Annotated in this window: 15 protein-coding genes; 9 read left to right on the top strand and 6 right to left on the bottom strand. The window is 70.5% G+C overall.

The features are described 5' to 3' along the window. Nucleotides 1-43 precede the first annotated feature (43 nt). The 4 genes from JOE59_RS11735 (at nucleotide 44) to JOE59_RS11720 (ending at nucleotide 5,217) form a co-directional block, all read left to right on the top strand. Nucleotides 44-3,118, top strand: coding sequence for an NEW3 domain-containing protein (locus JOE59_RS11735; protein WP_204460702.1), 3,075 nt, complete (start codon nucleotides 44-46; stop codon nucleotides 3,116-3,118). Nucleotides 3,119-3,226: 108 nt separating this feature from the next. Continuing rightward, nucleotides 3,227-4,033 carry a CPBP family intramembrane glutamic endopeptidase gene (locus JOE59_RS11730; RefSeq protein WP_204460701.1) on the top strand — a complete coding sequence of 269 codons (807 nt, stop codon included), beginning with the start codon at nucleotides 3,227-3,229 and terminating at the stop codon, nucleotides 4,031-4,033. Nucleotides 4,034-4,115: 82 nt separating this feature from the next. Next, complete coding sequence (locus tag JOE59_RS11725) at nucleotides 4,116-4,505, top strand: DoxX family protein (protein WP_204460700.1); 390 nt, start codon at nucleotides 4,116-4,118, stop codon at nucleotides 4,503-4,505. A gap of 25 nt (nucleotides 4,506-4,530) precedes the next feature. Then, nucleotides 4,531-5,217: an NUDIX hydrolase gene (locus JOE59_RS11720; RefSeq protein ID WP_204460699.1), complete on the top strand. Its 687-nt coding sequence runs from the start codon at nucleotides 4,531-4,533 to the stop codon at nucleotides 5,215-5,217. Between the two features lie 22 nt (nucleotides 5,218-5,239). On the opposite strand, the gene JOE59_RS11715 is transcribed toward JOE59_RS11720, so the two are convergent. Continuing rightward, entirely contained in the window at nucleotides 5,240-5,938 is a 699-nt protein-coding gene (locus JOE59_RS11715; protein WP_204460698.1) for a helix-turn-helix transcriptional regulator, read from the bottom strand. A gap of 73 nt (nucleotides 5,939-6,011) precedes the next feature. Here JOE59_RS11715 and JOE59_RS11710 point away from each other — a divergent pair, with 73 nt between their 5' ends. Beyond that, nucleotides 6,012-6,743, top strand: coding sequence for an alpha/beta fold hydrolase (locus tag JOE59_RS11710; RefSeq protein ID WP_204460696.1), 732 nt, complete (start codon nucleotides 6,012-6,014; stop codon nucleotides 6,741-6,743). Between the two features lie 111 nt (nucleotides 6,744-6,854). Here JOE59_RS11710 and JOE59_RS11705 read toward each other — a convergent pair whose 3' ends face one another. After that, the gene (locus JOE59_RS11705; protein ID WP_204460694.1) at nucleotides 6,855-7,145 is read right to left on the bottom strand and encodes a DUF4287 domain-containing protein; all 291 of its coding nucleotides are present in this window, start codon (nucleotides 7,143-7,145) and stop codon (nucleotides 6,855-6,857) included. A gap of 106 nt (nucleotides 7,146-7,251) precedes the next feature. After that, complete coding sequence (locus JOE59_RS11700) at nucleotides 7,252-7,608, bottom strand: hypothetical protein (protein WP_204460692.1); 357 nt, start codon at nucleotides 7,606-7,608, stop codon at nucleotides 7,252-7,254. A gap of 66 nt (nucleotides 7,609-7,674) precedes the next feature. Between JOE59_RS11700 and JOE59_RS11695 the strand changes: the two genes are divergently transcribed. Beyond that, nucleotides 7,675-8,550 (top strand): LLM class flavin-dependent oxidoreductase, encoded by an 876-nt coding sequence (locus JOE59_RS11695; protein WP_204460690.1) that lies wholly within the window; start codon nucleotides 7,675-7,677, stop codon nucleotides 8,548-8,550. An 84-nt stretch (nucleotides 8,551-8,634) separates the two neighbouring features. Here the strand turns inward: JOE59_RS11695 and JOE59_RS11690 are convergent, their stop codons facing one another. Then, on the bottom strand, nucleotides 8,635-10,542 hold the full coding sequence (locus JOE59_RS11690) for a choice-of-anchor A family protein (protein ID WP_204460689.1): 1,908 nt from the start codon (nucleotides 10,540-10,542) through the stop codon (nucleotides 8,635-8,637). Nucleotides 10,543-10,733: 191 nt separating this feature from the next. Here JOE59_RS11690 and JOE59_RS11685 point away from each other — a divergent pair, with 191 nt between their 5' ends. Both JOE59_RS11685 and JOE59_RS11680 read left to right on the top strand, forming a co-directional pair. Beyond that, the gene (locus tag JOE59_RS11685) at nucleotides 10,734-11,111 is read left to right on the top strand and encodes a PLDc N-terminal domain-containing protein (protein WP_204460688.1); all 378 of its coding nucleotides are present in this window, start codon (nucleotides 10,734-10,736) and stop codon (nucleotides 11,109-11,111) included. A 75-nt stretch (nucleotides 11,112-11,186) separates the two neighbouring features. Next, nucleotides 11,187-12,098 carry an alpha/beta fold hydrolase gene (locus JOE59_RS11680; protein ID WP_204460687.1) on the top strand — a complete coding sequence of 304 codons (912 nt, stop codon included), beginning with the start codon at nucleotides 11,187-11,189 and terminating at the stop codon, nucleotides 12,096-12,098. Nucleotides 12,099-12,102: 4 nt separating this feature from the next. Here JOE59_RS11680 and JOE59_RS11675 read toward each other — a convergent pair whose 3' ends face one another. After that, the gene (locus JOE59_RS11675) at nucleotides 12,103-12,390 is read right to left on the bottom strand and encodes a DUF1905 domain-containing protein (RefSeq protein WP_204460686.1); all 288 of its coding nucleotides are present in this window, start codon (nucleotides 12,388-12,390) and stop codon (nucleotides 12,103-12,105) included. A 192-nt stretch (nucleotides 12,391-12,582) separates the two neighbouring features. On the opposite strand from JOE59_RS11675, the gene JOE59_RS11670 reads away from it, so the two are divergent. Continuing rightward, on the top strand, nucleotides 12,583-15,183 hold the full coding sequence (locus JOE59_RS11670; RefSeq protein ID WP_204460684.1) for a purple acid phosphatase family protein: 2,601 nt from the start codon (nucleotides 12,583-12,585) through the stop codon (nucleotides 15,181-15,183). Nucleotides 15,184-15,240: 57 nt separating this feature from the next. Here JOE59_RS11670 and abc-f read toward each other — a convergent pair whose 3' ends face one another. Continuing rightward, on the bottom strand, nucleotides 15,241-16,887 hold the full coding sequence (abc-f, locus tag JOE59_RS11665; RefSeq protein ID WP_204460682.1) for a ribosomal protection-like ABC-F family protein: 1,647 nt from the start codon (nucleotides 16,885-16,887) through the stop codon (nucleotides 15,241-15,243). Nucleotides 16,888-16,996 lie beyond the last annotated feature (109 nt).

Genomic DNA, 16,996 nt, shown 5'->3' with positions numbered 1-16,996 from the left:
CGGGGCGGCAGTCCGTCGTCTCGAGCGTCCAACGGAGGACCGCATGAAACGTCATCACGCAATCCTGCTCACTTCGCTGATCGCCGTCGCCGCACTCATGGGCCAGGGCACAGCCGTCGCCGCGACGATGGGCAACGGCAGCTCGGGGCCACCGGATGCGGCCGTGAAGCTCGAGGCCGGAGACCCGGCGATCGCCACGGAGACCGACCGCGAGAAGATCGACATCATGGGCATCTGGGCCCACCCCGACGACGACGCCGGGTTCACCACGCCGTGCGGCGTCTGGAACGACCTCTACGGCGTGCGGTGCGGCATCATCATGGCCACCCGCGGCGAGGGCGGCTCGAACTCGGTCGGCCCCGAGGCCGGCCCCGACCTCGGCCTCCGCCGCGAGAACGAGGACCGCACCTCGCACATCCGTTCCGGCACCGTCGACATCTTCAACCTCGACCGCGTCGACTTCTTCTACAACACCTCGGCGCCGCTGACCGCGAAGGTCTGGGACGCCGAGGAGACGCTCAGCCGCACCGTGCGGATCATCCGCGAGACGCGGCCCGAGATCCTCGTCGGCAGCACGCCGTCGCTCGCGGCAGGCCACGGCAACCACCAGTACGCGCAGGGTCGCATGATCTGGGAGGCCGCGGCAGCCGCTGCCGACCCGGGCATGTTCCCCGAGCAGCTCACCGGGGTCGGCGCCGTGGAGCCGTGGCAGGTCAAGAAGATCCTCGCCGGCGGGCTCACCACGGGCACCGGCGGCACCGCCGCGCCCAACTGCAACGCGGGCTTCGTGCCCGCCGCGACGAACCCCTTCACGGTCGTCGGCACCTGGACCGGCTACGAGTCGCCCTACGTCTGGGCCGACGGCAACCTCGCCGGCCAGGCCGCCGGGTCTGCGAAGACCTGGGCGCAGGTCGGTCGCGAGGGCGGCCGGGCGCACCCCACCCAGGCGCGCACGATGCAGACCGCGCTCGTCGACCCGACCTGCCAGCGCTACGGCGTCTCGGAGTCGAGAGTGCCGATGCAGCCGAACACCTCGCCCGCCGCGGCGAACGACGACGCGGTGCTCTACGGCGCCGTCATCGCCGACCCGGGCGGCATGCCCCTCGGCTCGGAGTTCTCGCTCGCGGCCGAGGAGTACTACGAGGCCGCCGGTGAGCCGTTCACCACGACCGTCACGCTCCGTTCCGGTGAGGGCGAGCTGGGCGGCGGCACGGTGAGCCTCGTCGTGCCCGCCGGCTGGCAGGTCTCCGAACCGGTCGAGGTCGACGGCATCGGCGACGAGGATGCCACGCAGGCCACGTTCACCGTCACGCCCGCGAGCGACGCGGCACCCGCCGTCTACAAGCTCGCGGCGGAGTTCGCCGGCGACGGCGTCACCGCGTACAACGACACGCGGATCGAACTCGTCGCGCCGGTCGAGGGCCGCTTCGACCGCTGGGGCACCGCAGCCGAGTACGAGGAGTGGACCCAGGACAACGACGCCTACGTCGGGGGTCGCTCGCGAGCGGTCGCCAAGGTCGGCGCCGGCGAGACGGTGACCGTGCCGGTCGAGGTGACCAACCGCACCGCCGTGGTCGAGTCGGGCGCAGTCGAACTCGCAGTGCCGGCGGGCTTCGTCGTCGATGCCGCGAGCAAGCCCTTCGCCGATCTCGCCCCCGGTGACACGACGACGATCCCGTTCATCGTCACCCACACCGATCCGGCCGACCCCGGCAGCAGGACGGTCACGTTCACGGCGACGACGATGTCGGGTGCCGGCGTCGCGTCCGAGAGCGAGACCGTGTACCTCGTGCCGACCGTGGTGATCCCGCAGCTCGATGCCGCGCCGACGGTCGACGGAACGGCCGACGACCTCTACGTCGGTCAGCCGGTCGACGTGGGCACCCGGTGGGAGGGCGCCGAGTGCGCCGCCGACGGGGTGGACTGCGGTGACGGCAGCGTCGCCCGGCTCGGCTGGTACGACGACGCGCTGTACGCGCAGATCCGGGTGACCGACGACATGGCCAGCGCCGCGTCGACGCCCGACCGCTGCTTCGGCCACTGGCTGGTCGACTCGGTGGAGCTGCTGCTCGATCCGCGCGGCGATTCGATCGACACCTCGTCGACGTTCAAGCTCGGCATGTTCCCGTTCACCGATGACGCCGAAGGCGCCAACGGCAACGGGGCAGACGGGCCGTGCTGGTCGCGCGACGCCGACAACCACCAGGGCTTCTCGACCGGCCCGCTCGCCGAGACGGTCGAAGGCGGCCTGAACGCCGAGGGCGTCGAGGTGGCCGTCGAGGTCGCACGCCAGGCCGACGGCACGTTCGCCGGCGGGGGCTACGACATCGAGGTGAAGGTGCCGCTCTCGGCGCTTCCGGCAGCGGTCGGGCCGACGAGCGCGGTGCCCCAGGGCGATGCGGCGCTGAACGACGTCGACCCGCAGTACCTCGGGTTGAACGTCACGCCATACGACTCCGACACGCAGAACTTCATCGGGCAGACCCGCACCGCGTGGTCGGCGTTCGGCAGCCAGCAGTCGGAGCCGTACCGATGGGGTCACGCCTACCTCGACGGCTACGCGCCGCCGGCGGACCGGTCGACCGAGTCGGCCGATCCGATCATCCCCGACACCGCGTTGCAGGGTGTGCAGTCGCCGCAGACGGTCGCCCAGTCGGCCACGCGTGGCGGCACGATCTCGGGGGTGCAGCCGAGTGAAGCGATGACCGTCTCCGATGTGAAGATCCAGCAGAAGAAGGTCAGCCTTTCGTACCGCACGGAGGAGGCCGGAACGGTTCGCGTGTTCCTCTGGAAGGGCGACACGTCGTACATCCCGGTGTGGACCTCGAGCTGCGTCGGCGACGTCTTCGGCTTCGAGGCCTGCTCGCCGACGGATGGTGCGGCTCCGCCGTGGGCACCCGACATGAGCGGCCGCCTCCTGGCGTCGTTCGAGCAGGAGGTCGACGCCGGCAAGGGCACGCTGACGGTGCCGATCGATGCCGGCATCCGCTCGGCGCTCGCCGATGACGCGCAGATCCTCGTCTCGTATGCCGAGCAGCCCTCGGGCGATGCGGCGGCCGGTGACGGCGTGAACGCGTGGAGCTTCCCGATCGAGGCGACGCGCCCCGGCAAGGGCTGAGTTCCGGCTCGCGCCGCACCATGCGGTGAGCGCCCGACCCTCGTCGAGGGTCGGGCGTTCACCGTGCCGCGAGCAGCCCGCCCGCCCGTGCTCTGTCAGACTTGCCGCATGACGACCGCGAGCTTCACCTCCACTGGAACCCTGCGCCCCCTTGAGGAGAAGGACCGCTTCGGCCGCCTCATCGAGCGCCGCGACGGCGCCGACTTCCCGTACTACAACGGGGTGCCGGTCGAGCTCTCGGCGGTCAAGTGGATCATCGTGTGGCTCGCCGTGGCCGCCGGCTTCGCGGCGCTCATCTTCATTCCGTCGGCGAACAACCTCGGCGCGCTCCTGCCCCGGGCGCTCTTCGTCGCGATTCCCCTCGCCGTGCTCGCCCTCGTCGCCGGTCGCGCATGGACGGCGATCTTCCGCCGGGTGCGCCTCGTCGACGTCGGCAACATGTTCTTCTTCGCCGCGCTCAACATCGTGCTCACCTTCGTGATCGGCGGCATCGTCTCGCTGATGTTCCCGGTGGCGCCGAACGATGTCATCGCAGGAGCCGGTTCGGGCGGGGTCGTCGACACGATCGCGCTCTACGTGGGCAGCGGCATCCAGCTCATCGGTGAGGAGATCTTCGTCGTGCTGCCGTTCCTCGCCCTCATGTACTTCCTCTTCGCGAAGGCGGGCGTCTCGCGCAAGACCGCGATCATCCTCGCGTGGATCATCTCGGCCGTCTGGTTCGGTGCGGCGCACCTGCCGACCTACGACTGGAACTGGGTGCAGGCGATCGTCGTCATCGGCTCGGCGCGCATCGCGCTCACGCTCGCATTCATCCGCACGAAGAACCTCTGGGTCTCGGCGGGCGCGCACATCATCAACGACTGGGTGTTCATCACCGTGTCGGTGATCGGGGCCGCAGCCGTCGCGGGCAGCTGAGGCTCCCGCCACGAGCGGGCCGACGCCGTAGGGTGGGCGTACACATCGCACGGAGGTCGACATGGCACGCAGCGACGTTCCCATGAGCACCACACCCCGCACGATCGCGCGGATCGCGCTCGCCGCGGGCCTGGTCTTCGCCGGGGTGAGCCATCTCTTCTGGGCGCGCAAGGAGTTCCGCTCGCAAGTGCCGTCGTGGGTGCCGATGGATGCCGACGGCGTCGTCGTGGCATCGGGCGCGGTCGAGATCGGACTGGGCGGGGCGCTCGTCGCGCTGCCCCGCGAGCGCCGGCGCATCGGCTGGATCGTCGCGGCGTTCTTCGTCGCCGTGTTCCCGGGCAACATCGCGCAGTTCACCGAGAAGCGAGCCGCATTCGGCCTCGATTCCGATCGTGCACGGGGCATCCGCCTGCTCTTCCAGCCGTTGCTCGTTGCGATGGCGATCTGGTCGACCGCCGAGCCGCGGCGCTGACGTCGGTGGCCCATAGGGTGAGGCCATGCCCGTAGTCGCCGATGCACGTGCCGAACTCATCGCCCTGTGCGAGCGCGGCCTCGAGTGGCACCCCGAGCGGCCGAAGACCCGAGCGGATGTCTCGGGCCTTCGCCCGGCCGCGGTGCTCGTGCTCTTCGGGGTGCTCGACTCCGTGCCGAGCGACACCGGCGGAGCCGTGGCGCGCGACCTCGACGTGCTGCTGCTGCGCCGCGCGGCAACCCTCGGCAGCCACGCGGGGCAGATCGCCTTCCCAGGGGGCCGGCTCGAGGCATCCGATGCGGGGCCGGTCGCCGCTGCGGTGCGCGAGGCCCGTGAGGAGACCGACGTCGATGTCGACGGCATCGAGCCGCTCGGCACGCTGCCGCCCATGCCCGTGCCAGTGAGCAACCACCTCGTCACGCCGGTGCCGGCATGGTGGACCCGCCCGTCAGAGGTCGCCGCCGTCGATCATGACGAGTCGGTCGAGGTGTTCCGGGTGCCGGTCGGCGAGATGCTCGACCCCGCGAACCGTGCGAATACCGAGCACGTCTTCGGCGGGCAGGCGTATCGCTCGCCCGCATTCACGGTGGGGGGCCGCGTCGTGTGGGGAGTCACCGCCCTCGTGCTCTCGCGCATGTTCGACGAGCTCGGCTGGGCCGAACCGTGGAATCAGGATCGCATCGTCGAGCCCGACGACCTCTCGGTGCACTGACCGCAGAGGTTGATTGAGTGGCTCACTCGCCACGACCGTGTACCGGTCTGGCGTTCGCGGGGGGTTCTCCGACCTCGTGGATGGTATGGCCGCTGCAGGCCGCCTTCGTGACGGTGGCCTGCTCGATGCGCGACACGGCAAACCATCGCATTGCGTCGCGCATTCGGCACCATCCGATCAAGTACCACTGGCCGCTCGTGGAGGCGAACAGCACGGGCTCGACGTCACGGGTGGTCGTGGTCTCGTCTCCCGATGTGTAGCGAATACGGACTACTCGCTGCTCGGCCATCGCCTCCTCCAGTGCCGACTTGATCGCGCGCGAGGACGAGGGAAGCGCGTTGACCCACACACGGCGGGCCAGCTCGTCAGCTCTTGCTCGGGTTCTGGGATCGAGGACGTCCAGGATCTTCTGGATACCGGCTGCCGCCAGATCAGCGTAGGGGGCATCGGGCGCAGCGGACACAGCCGCCATGAGCGCCACAGCCTGCGCCGGAGACAGGCTGACGGGTGGCAGGGACGCGCCGACAGCCATTCCGTAGCCACCGCCCGGACCCGGGCGCGACCAGAGAGGCGCACCGCTGTTCTCCAGCGCATCGAGGTCTCTCTTGATCGTGCGCACGGACACCTCGAACTCTCTCGCCAACCGTTCGGCGGAGACCCCCCGCGCGCCGCTGCGGCGCAACATCTCTGAGAGAGCATGGAGCCGTTCTGCTCGCTTCACTGCTCAGCCCCAGGCAAATTCATGACATAAATAGTGACACACCGTTGTCCGCAGGGCCTGCGAGATTTGTGACATGCCAACCACTCTGAGCAGCCCGACCATCATTCTCATCGCCGGCCACTGGCTGGGCGCTTGGGCCTGGGATGACGTTCTCGAACACTTGAAAACCGACCACCCTCGTGCCATCGCGATGACACTGCCCGGTCTCGACGCGCACGATCCTGAGCGTGCGACGAAAACCCTCGACGCCCAGGCTGACGCAATCCTGGGCGTCATTGCTCAGCACGGCAATGAGCCAGCAATTCTCGTCGCCCACAGTGGGGCGAACGCTCCCGTCAGCCTCGTTATGGACCGATACCCTGAGCTCGTCCACCGGGTGGTGTGGGTCGACTCCGGCCCTGCAGTGACCGGAAGTGTCTTCGCCCCAGACCTCCCGGAGGAGTTGGAGGAGCTTCCGCTGCCGCCCTTCGACGTCCTTGCACAGCAGGCGAGCCTGGAAGGCCTGAGCGCAGAGGTCCTCGAGCAGTTTCGGGCCCGAGCCGTCCCCGAGCCCGGCCCCGTGCTTCGTCAGCCCATCGAGCTCACCAACGACGCCCGCCGCAAGATCCGGACGTCCTTGGTGTGTTGCTCGATCTCCAGTGCGCAGGTGCTCGAGCTGGCCCAAGCCGGTCATCCCATGTTCACCGAAGTCGCGAAGCTTGAACACCTCGACGTCGTTGACCTCCCGACGGGCCATTGGCCTATGTGGAGCATTCCCCGCGACCTCGCCAAGGCCATTCAGTCAGAGGCTTCTCGAAACAACTGAACTGCACGCACAACCTGAAGGGGCCAGCCGAATCCGGCTGGCCCCTTCCCGTCTCCGAGGGAACTCATGACCCACCTCACACCGCTCTTGCAACGCGCAACCGGCGAAAGGTCACCCGTTGGGGTTCGTCGCCGCGCCGTCGAGCCAGAGCGTGTCGGTGGCGTCGCTGTGCGCGCCGTCGGTGCCGACGTGCTTGGTGCTGATCTTCGGGCCCTTGGTGATGACGTGCACGAGGGCCATCGCGTGGCCCTGCCCGAGGCCGTAGTCCTCTTTCAGCCAGGCCACGATGGGCGCCGACTTCGTGCCCGCGCCGTAGCCCTTCTCGGTCGCGAGATCGACGAACTGCCGCGGCGTGAGCCCGGTCTTCTTCTCGATGTTGTCGAGGTAGGCCTGGAATGACATCTTCGGTCCCTTCGCGGATGCCACCGCGGCATCCCCCTCGAACAGACTCGGGTGCCGAGGCATCCGCTCGCCAGTGTTTCGACGTGGGTCGAAGGTCGGGGTCGGTTCAGTAGAACGAGTAGAACGCGGTCTGACCGAACCCGATGAGTGCGTTCAGGACCTCGGCGCCGCCGAGGGCGGCGCCCGCGGCCGCGAACCCTTTCGGAGTGCCGCGGCGCAGGAGCACGACCAGCCCGAGCGTGAGTGCCGCGATGCCGAGGATGAGTGAGAGCGCATTGGCGAAGATGCCCATGCCGGCGATGAGCGAGTACGACGGCATTCCGGCGCTGATCATCAACGGCGCGACCAGGCTGAGCAACCGCGTCATCAGCACGGCGGCGGCACCGATGATGAAGGCGATCAGCCCGAGGAGTCGGAAGTTGGTGGTCGAGGCCTGGCCGACGGCCGGTGCGGATTCGCTCATGCGACCCATCATGCCCGAACCTGGTTGCCCGGCCGCAAGGTCTGCAGGTGCTGTCAGAGTGGATGCATGCGACGCATCGGAGCGATCTTCCAACCCGCATTCCCACCCGAGCGGCTGCGCGCCGCCGTCGAGGCGGCCGACGCCGGGGGAGTGCCCGAGCTGTGGCTCTGGGAGGACTGCTTCCAGCAGTCGGCGTTCGCCACCGCGGCCGCCGCGCTCGCGTGGACCGAGCGGCTGCGGGTCGGCATCGGCGTCGCACCGATGCCGCTGCGCAACGTCGCCGTGACCGCCATGGAGATCGCGACCATCGAGCGCATGTTCCCGGGCCGGTTGCTGCCGGGGGTCGGGCACGGCGTGCAGCGCTGGATGGGGCAGACCGGCAGCCGGGTCGCGTCACCGCTCACGCTCATGCGCGAGTACGTGCCGGCGCTTCGGCGACTGCTCGCCGGCGACGAGGTCACGGTCGACGGCCGCTACGTGAAGCTCGACCGCGTGAAGCTCGACTGGCCGCCGGCAGCGGCGCCGCCCGTGTACGCCGCGGGCGAGGGCCCGAAGACCCTGCACCTGACCGGCGAGGTCGCCGACGGCACCGTGCTCACGGGCGGCACCACGGTCGAGCGGGCGGCCGAGGCGGTTGCCGCGATCGCCGCCGGGCGCACCGCCGCGGGCCGCGACGGGCGCAGCGAGGCGGTCGTCTACCTCATGGCGGCCTTCGGCGGCGATGCTGCCGAGGCACGCGTCGCGCACGAGCTCACGCAGTGGAACATGCCCGAAGACCAGCGTTCGGCGGCAGTCGGCGACGCCTCGGCCGTCGCCGAGGTCGCCGAGCGCTACTTCGCCGCCGGTGTCGACGCGGTCGTGCTGCAGCCGACCTCCGACGAGCCCGACCTCGAGGGGTTCATGCGCGGCGTCGGCGAGGTCGCGGGCATCGTCGCGCGCTGACGCCGTCCGCCCGGGTTCGACGACGGGGGCGGATGCCTCGGGGCAGGCGAGCCCCGAGGCATCCGCTCGGTGTCGGGCGCCGCGTCAGGCGGCGCGGCGGCGGCGCACGACCAGTGCCGTGATGCCCGCTGCGACGAGGAGCGCCGCGAGGAGCGCCGGCAGCACGGCCTGCACGCCGGTGCTCGCGAGACCCGACGTGTCGCCCGGAGTGCCGTCGTCGCCCGGAGTCTGGGGAGTCGGGTCGATCGGGGTCGGCACGACCGGGGCATCCGTCGCCGTGTTGGTGACCGTCACGAGGGTCGAGGCGCCGTCGGCGATCGTCACCGTCTCGGGGCTGAACACCGGTGCGCCCCACTCGACGCCGTCGATCTCGGGCAGGTCGATCTCGGTGAACTCGACGACCGTGCCGATGGGCAGGCCCTGCGGGCCGTCGACCACGACGCCGTCGGCGCGCACGGTCAGGGCGCCGGTGACGCTCTCCCCGTCGAGCAGGTACCGGTACTGCACGGTGTACTCGGTGTCGCCCGGAACGAGGGCGGATGCCTCACCGCCGAGCGCCTTCGCGACCGAGAAGCCGCCGACGGCGCTCGGTGCGTTCGTGTTCGCCGTGTTGGTGACCGTCACGTGCACGACCTTGCCCGAGGCGATGGTGACGACATCGGGGCTGATCGTCGGGGTGCCCCACTCCACGCCGGGGACGGCCTGCAGGTCGACCTCGCGGAGGTGCACCACGGTTCCGTCGGGCAGGCCCTGCGGACCGTTCGCGATGGTGCCGTCGGCGCGCAGCGACAGGGTGCCGGTGACCGCCTGCCCGTCGAGCTCGTAGTCGTAGGCGAGGGTGAAGACCGTCTCGCCCGGCACGAGGGAGGCGCCGCCGCCGGTCACGACCTTGGCTGCGCTGAAGCCGCCGCCGCAGCCGAGGGAGCCGCCGCCGGACCAGGGGTAGTTGTGGTGCTCGTTGCCGACGCCCGAATACGTCAGGTTCCCGCCGACGTGCATCCTGCCGTTGGTGCTCGCCGTGACCTCGGTCGTCGCAGTGGGAGCGAGCACCGAGCCCATGAACTGGCTCGAGCCGCCGAGGAGCAGCGACGTGGCATCGGTGACGTTCCAGAGGATGCGTGATACCGCGTTGCCGAAGTTCGGGCTCGAGAAGGCGTCGACGCGCTCGCCGTTCAGCGAGAAGTAATTCGGGGCGAACGACACGTCGCCGCCCGTCACGTTGATCAGGATCGGCACATCGGCGGGGATGGCCTCGAAGAACACCTCGAACGTCGAGGCGAGGTCGGCGCCGTCGACGTCGAACACCTGCATCGCGTCGCCGGGAGAGCCCGTGAAGGTCACGCGCCCGAAGGCGATCGACGTCGTGCCGGTCGCCGGGAGCGCGCCGAGGGTCGTCGAGGTGTCGTCGACGACCGACTGGAATTCCTCGTTCGGTGTCATCGCGGCGGCCCGGCCGAGGTCGACGGTGAGGGTGGCGCCGTACAGGTCGAAGGCGCCCGTGGCCGCTCCGCCCGCGGCGACCGCGCCGCCGCCGTCGACGTTCGCCCCGACGTGCACGCTCGTCGTGGGCGCCACGGTGAGGTCGCCGCCGACCGCGAGCATCGTCGAACCGCCCGGAGGCACGATGCCCGAACCGACGCCGACGCTGCCGACGTTGAACACGCCGCCGTTGGTCTTGTCGAACACGGCGTCGCCCTGCACGAGCAGCAGGCCCTCGGATTCGGCCGAGCTGCCGGTTGCGAGGTAATCGCCGCCGGCGAAGACGGCGACGTTCGAGTCGGTGTACGCGGGCACGTTGCCGATGCCCGGCATCTCGCCGGGCGGCGGGCAGAACGTCGCCGGGGCGACTGCGGCTGCGGCCGGGGCGGCCGTTGCGGCGCCGGCTCCCAGGGCGACCGCGCCGATCAGGGCCAGACCGGTCGCGGCGACCGCGGCGATGGCGGTGCGCAGTGGGGAGTGGGCGCGTTGGCGCGCAGAAGCTCGGGTGTTCACAGGTCTCCGGGGGGATCGAAGGTCGAGACGACGGGTACCGCCTCACTGGAGAGATGACGTCGCGATGCGATCATGACGCCGAAAGTGAGGACTCTTGGCGTTCTCTCAGATACGACGATACGCGGCGCAGGCGTCGTCGGTTCGGGCGCGGGCCTCGCGTTCGAGGCGGTACCGCCCCTAGGCTGTCGGCCATGCTCGCCGTCTTCCCCGTGATCATGGTCGCCGCCATGGTGATCGCGCTGATCGACATCATCATGCGCGACGACTGGCAGGTGCGGCATCTGCCGAAGTTCGGGTGGATCCTCCTCGTCATCCTGCTGCCGCTCATCGGCACCCTGCTGTGGTTCATGCTCGGCCGCGAATACGGCGGAACCTCAGCCACCGAGGGCATCGGCTCGCTCCTGGCGCAACGCGGCACGCAGGGGTTGCGCGCGCAGCTGCCGCAGACACCTCAGCCCAGCACGACCGAGCAGCAGCTCGCCGACCTCGATCGCGAGATCGAGTACTACCAGCGCCGTGCCGAGCTCGAACGGCTGAAGCGCGACGCCGACGGCGACCCCGCGCGGTAGGCGGCAGGCCGCCGTGCGCGGCCGGCTTGTGGAGAACTCCCACGGCTGTCGGCGGGAGCTGCGAGTATCAGTCGGATGCCCACCTTCGCAGCGTTCGACGGAACCGAACTCGCCTACCACGAGCACCCCGACGGGGCGGCAGCGCGGCCGCTCGTCTGCGTGCCCGGCGGCCCGATGCACGACTCCCGCTATCTGGGCGACCTCGGCGGCCTCTCCGCGCACCGCGGGCTGGTCATGTTCGATCCCCGAGGCACGGGAGCATCAGGCGTTCCATCCGACCTCTCGTCGTACCGATGCGACCGGCTCGTCGACGATCTCGAGGCGCTGCGCGAGCACCTCGACCTCGACCGGATCGACGTGCTCGCCCACTCGGCCGGCACGAACATCGCCGTCATGTACGCGGCCAGGTATCCGCAGCGCATCGACCGGCTCGTGCTCGTCACCCCGAGTGCTGCGGCGCTCGGCCTGACGGTGACGCCCGAGATGCGCCTGACGGTCGCGCGGCTCAGGTCGGGTGAGCCGTGGTTCGCTGCGGCGTACGCCGCGCTGCAGGACATCGTGGCGGGCGAGGGCGACGACTGGCAGGCGATCGACCCCTTCATCTACGGGCGGTGGGATGCCGCGGCTCAGGCGCATCGGGCCGACGACGAACGTCATCGCAACGACGATGCGGCGGCCGTCTTCGCCGCCGATGGTGCGTTCGATCCCGAGTCGACACGTGCGGCGCTCGCCGGACTCGCGGCTCCGGTGCTGCTCGTCGCAGGTGAGACCGACCTCAACTCCCCGCCCGCGATGGTCGCCGAGATGGTCGCGATGCTGCCCGGGGCCGAACTGACGGTGCAGGCCGGCGCGGCCCATTTCCCGTGGCTCGACGACGCGGCGGCCTTCACGGCGGCGGTCGACGGCTTCCTGCGCTCCGAAGGCTCCGCGGCATCCGCGGCATCCGAAGGCTCCGCGGCATCCGACCAGGTCGCGGCCGCCCGCTGAGACTTCAGGCGCCCAGCGTCAGCCGCACCTCGATCGCGTCGCCGACCTCGAGCTGCTCGGCCGAACGCACCCACGCCTTGATCGGCACGATGTACCCGCCGTCCTTCGGCCAGAGCGAGCTCTGCCACTCGCTGCCGCCGATGCGCACCGTGACCGGGACCATGCCCCAGCCGTAGGTGACGAGTGCCGCGACCGTCTCGATGGCGGCGCTCTCCTCATCGGGCACCGTGACGAAATGCCACGGCGCCGGACCCCGCCAGTACCAGATCTCGCCATCGAACGTGAGCTCCACCGGTTCAGAATACGGCCCGACACGCCCGGCAGCACTCGCAGGTTCACCTCGTGGTCGCCTCGGGGCCAGCTCTGCGACATCCGCGCCCGATTGCATGACGGAGGGATCCAACGCGCGACCCTCGACCGCCGGACCGGCGAGCGAGGGCCGCGCGCGAGCATGCCCGCCCCCACCCTGCAACGAAGGACTCACATGACCACGATGAAGAACGCGACGCGCTGGGGGAGGCGAGGTGCAGTGTCGGCCGCGCTGCTCGCCATGCTCGCCGGTGTGCTCGCAGCGCCCCTCCCGGCGCTCGCCGCCACCGAGGTGCCCACCGACCCGGTGATCTCGACCGGCACGACGACCTGGAAGTACCTCGACGACGGCAGCGACCCCGCACGCGGCGCAACGCCCCTTCGGGTCTGGACCACGACCGGGTTCGACGACAGCGCCTGGAAGTCCGCGAAGGGCAGCTTCGGCGCCAAGGGCGGCAAGCTCGCCCCCGTCGGCCCGCAGACGCCGAAGACGCTGCTGAACCAGTACGTCGACGGCACGGCCGCGCCGAACGTGCCCACCTTCTTCTTCCGCACGACCTTCGACCTCGCGGCCGGCGTCTCCGACGAGGTCGGATCGATCGTCGGCGACCTGCTCTACGACGATGGCGCCGTGGTCTGGATCAACGGCGAACGCGTCGCCGGGTTCGACGCCGACCGCGTGACCGAGACGACCAACGTCGAGTATGCGGGGTCCGGCTCCTCCGACCCCGCGCCCGGCCACTTCGCGGTCGACGGCGACGTGCTCGTCGACGGCACCAACACCGTCGCAATCGCGCTCTACCAGGACCGCGCGACGAGCTCCGACATCTACCTCGACGTGACCTCGCTCCGGCTGCTGCCGGCGGGCGACCCCGGTGCGCCGGTCGCGGTGCCGCCGACGCGCGTCATCATGACGCCGACCGAGACGCCCGAGACCTCGCAGTCGTTCTCGTGGCTCGCGGGCGACGTCTCGCACACGAGCGGCCAGGTGCAGATCCGGAAGGCGGCGGGCGGTGACGTCCGCACCGTCGACGCCTACGAGGCCGGCACGGTCAACGGCAACCCGAAGCAGCACTTCTCGGCGACCGTCGACGCGCTGGCCCCGGCGACCGCGTACACCTACCGAGTCGGCCTCGAGGGGGCATGGAGCGACTGGCACGAGTTCACGACCGCCGACCCGAACGACACCGACTTCCAGTTCGTCTACTACGGCGACGCCCAGATCGGCCTCGACACCACGTGGCCGTCGGTCGTACGTCAGGCCGAGGCCACCGCGCCCGACTCGATCGGCTCGGTGCACGCCGGCGACCTCATCAACACCGGCAGCAACGAGACCGAGTGGCTCAACTGGTTCAAGGGCATGGAGACCTCGGCGGCCACGACGAACGTCATGGCGGCTCCCGGCAACCACGAGTACTCGGGCGACAAGCTGCTGAAGTCGTGGAAGGCGAACTTCGAGTACCCGCACAACAACCCCACCACCGCGACCACGGGCGACCTCGCCGACCTCGCCGTCGGTGACACGGATGTCGCGAAGCAGTACGCCGCGTACTTCGCGCACTGGACGCAGTTCGCGGCCGAGACCGTGTACTTCACCGACTACGAGGACATGCGGTTCATCACGCTGAACGCGACCCGCGACACGACCTTCCTCACGCCCGACGCGCTGCCCGGCTGCGCCGGCGCCGAGTGCCCGTCGACGAAGGTCTCGCAGCTCTGGACCGAGTTCCAGGCGGCATGGCTCGACTACGTGCTCGAGTCGAGCCCGTCGAAGTGGAACGTCGTCACCTTCCACCAGCCCGTCTACTCGACCTCGGCCGGGCGCGATGAGCCCGTGCTGCGCGAGTACTGGGTGCCGATCTTCGAGAAGCACGACATCGACCTCGTCATGATGGGCCACGACCACACCTACGCGCGCGGCTACAACAACGACGACGTCACCGAGACGCCGGGCATCACCGACGGGCCGGTCTACATCGTCTCGAACTCGGGCGCCAAGCACTACGACCTCGAGTCCGACGAGAAGAACGTCTGGACCAACAACAACGCCACGCAGGTGCTGCGCGGTGCAGGCGTCACGACCTACCAGGTCATCGACGTCTCGGGCGACACCCTCGTCTACCGCTCGTACCTCGCCGAGAAGACCTCGGCGGCGACGACGGACCTGCCGGTCGGCGCCGTATACGACGAGTTCACGGTGACGAAGAAGGACGACGGCCGCAAGTGGGTCACCGAGGCGGGCGTCGAACCACCCGTCGACCCGGAGCCCGGCACCGCTCCGGAGCCGGTCGACCCGGCCGAGCTCACCGATGCCACCCGCGGCGACGTCACCGTTCCGGCGAACGTCACCGTCGGGGTTCCGTTCACCGTCGGCCTCGGCGAGGAGCAGTCGGGCACGAAGGTCTGGGCATGGCTGTACTCGGAGCCCACGCAGCTCGGCTCGGCCACGGCGGACGCGAGCGGCGAATTCACGACGGTCGTTCCGGCCGCAACGGCACCCGGCGAGCACCGGCTCGTCGTGCAGGCCGCCGACGGCACGCTCATCGGCTGGGCGCCGGTGCAGGTGAGCGCTGCCCCGACCGACGGCGGCAGCGGTGGCACGGGCGGCGAAGGCTCGGCAGGCTCGGGCAGCGCCGAGGGCGACCTCGCGAGCACGGGCGCCGAGGCATCCGCTGCACTGTGGGCGGCCGGTGTGCTGCTCGCGCTCGGCGCGATCGTCACGGTGGTCGGGCTGCGCCGTCGTCGGCAGGCGGCAGGCACGGCGCCGCAGGCATAGGCGCAGCGTGAACGCCCGGCCGGGCTTCCGGTCGGGCGTTCGCGCGTCGCGCCCACGTCAGGCGTCGACCGTGCCGTTGCGCACCCGCACCCGACGCCCGGTGAATCGCTCCCGCATGCGCCGGTCGTGCGTGACCAGCACGACCGTGCCCCGGAAGCCCTCGAGCGCGAGTTCGAGCTCGTCGACGAGCGCCGGTGCGAGGTGGTTCGTCGGCTCGTCGAGCAGCAGCACGTCGTGATGCGAGGCCACGAGCAGCGCGAGTTCGAGACGCCTGCGCTGCCCGTACGAGAGTGCCGACAGCGGGATCGCGAGGTCGTCGGGCCGGAAGAGCCCGAGGGCGCCCAGCGTCGCCTCTCCGGTCTCGAGGTCGACGCGCGCCCGCGCGGCGAACGCGGTCGCGAGCGTCTCGCCGGTCGGGGTGATCGTGCTCGCCTGCTGCAGGTGCCCGATGCGTCGAGGCGCCGACACGGTGCCGCCGTCAGGTCGCAACTCACCCGAGATGAGTCGCAGCAGGGTCGTCTTGCCCGCGCCGTTGGGTCCGGTGACGAGCAGTCGTTCGCCCGCGTCGATGCGCAGGTGGTCGACCGACAGCCGCTCGCCGACTCGCACGGCGGCGAGTTCGATGGCCGGTTCGCTGGTGTTCGAGGCATCCGCTTCACTCACGGTCGCGAGTCGCGGGGTGAACGCGAGTGGCTCCGGCGGTGCGTCGACCGGGTTCTCGGTGAGCCTGGCGACGCGCTCCTTGGCGTTGCGGATGCGGCTCATCGAACCGTGGTCGCGGCTGCGCATGCGGAACTGCCCGATGCCCATGCCCGCCTTCTCCATCTTGCGGGGGATCGCGTCCACCCGTGCGGCGTTCGCCGAGGCGAGCTGCCGCTGGCGGGCGAGCTCCTCCGTCCAGGAGGCGTGCGCCTCGATCGCCTGCCGGCGTTCGCGGGCCTTCGCCGCGAGGTAGCCCGCATAGCCGTCGCCGTGGCGGGCGACCGAGCGGGCGTCGACCTCCCACACGACCTCGGTCAGTGCTTCGAGGAACGCCCGGTCGTGCGTCACCGCCACGACCGTGCCGCGGTGGGTGCGGAGCCGCTGGAGCAGCCATTCCCAGGCGTCGTCGTCGAGGTCGTTCGTCGGTTCGTCGAGCAGCAGCAGCTCGGGGTCGGCGGCGAGGGTCGCCGCGAGTGCGACGCGGGAGCGCTCGCCGCCCGAGAGGCTCGCCCACCGGCGGGCGCGGTCGACGCGACCGACGCCCAGTGCGTCGAGTGCGACGCCCAGACGGCGGTTCGCCGCGTGCCCGTCGCGAGCGGCGAACTGCTCGACGAGCACGCCGTACTCCTCGAGCGCCTCGGCGAGCTCGGAGCCGTCGAGAGCGCTGAGTGCGCGCTCGGCATCGGCCACCCGCTGTTCGAGGTCGCGCAGCTCGGCCAGGGCGGCGTCGATCGCCGCCTGCACGGTGGCGGATGCCTCGAGCTCGAGCGTCTGCGCGAGATGGCCGACGCCACCGGCAGCCGACACGATCACCTCGCCCTCGTCGGGTTCGAGTGCTCCGCCGATGAGTCCGAGCAGCGTCGACTTGCCCGAGCCGTTGTCGCCGACGATGCCGACGCGCTCGCCCGGCCGCACAGAGAGGTCGACGCCGTCGAGCACGAGGCGGTCGGCGAACCGCTTCGTGACGGCGCGCAGGGTCAGTCGTGATGGGGATCGGTACATGTTGGTCCCTTCGGGGACCCGGGGTCGCTCGTGGCAGGGCCGGCGGAATCGAAGCCGGTGGCGGGCAGCACGGCGAAGCCGTCGAACGACGCCCGGGAGATGGTCGGTG

The organism is Agromyces cerinus (assembly GCF_016907835.1).
Taxonomy (GTDB): Bacteria; Actinomycetota; Actinomycetes; order Actinomycetales; family Microbacteriaceae; genus Agromyces; species Agromyces nitratus.
The sequence above is the reverse complement of the archived record's forward strand: the minus strand, read 5'-3'. Positions and strand labels throughout refer to the sequence as shown.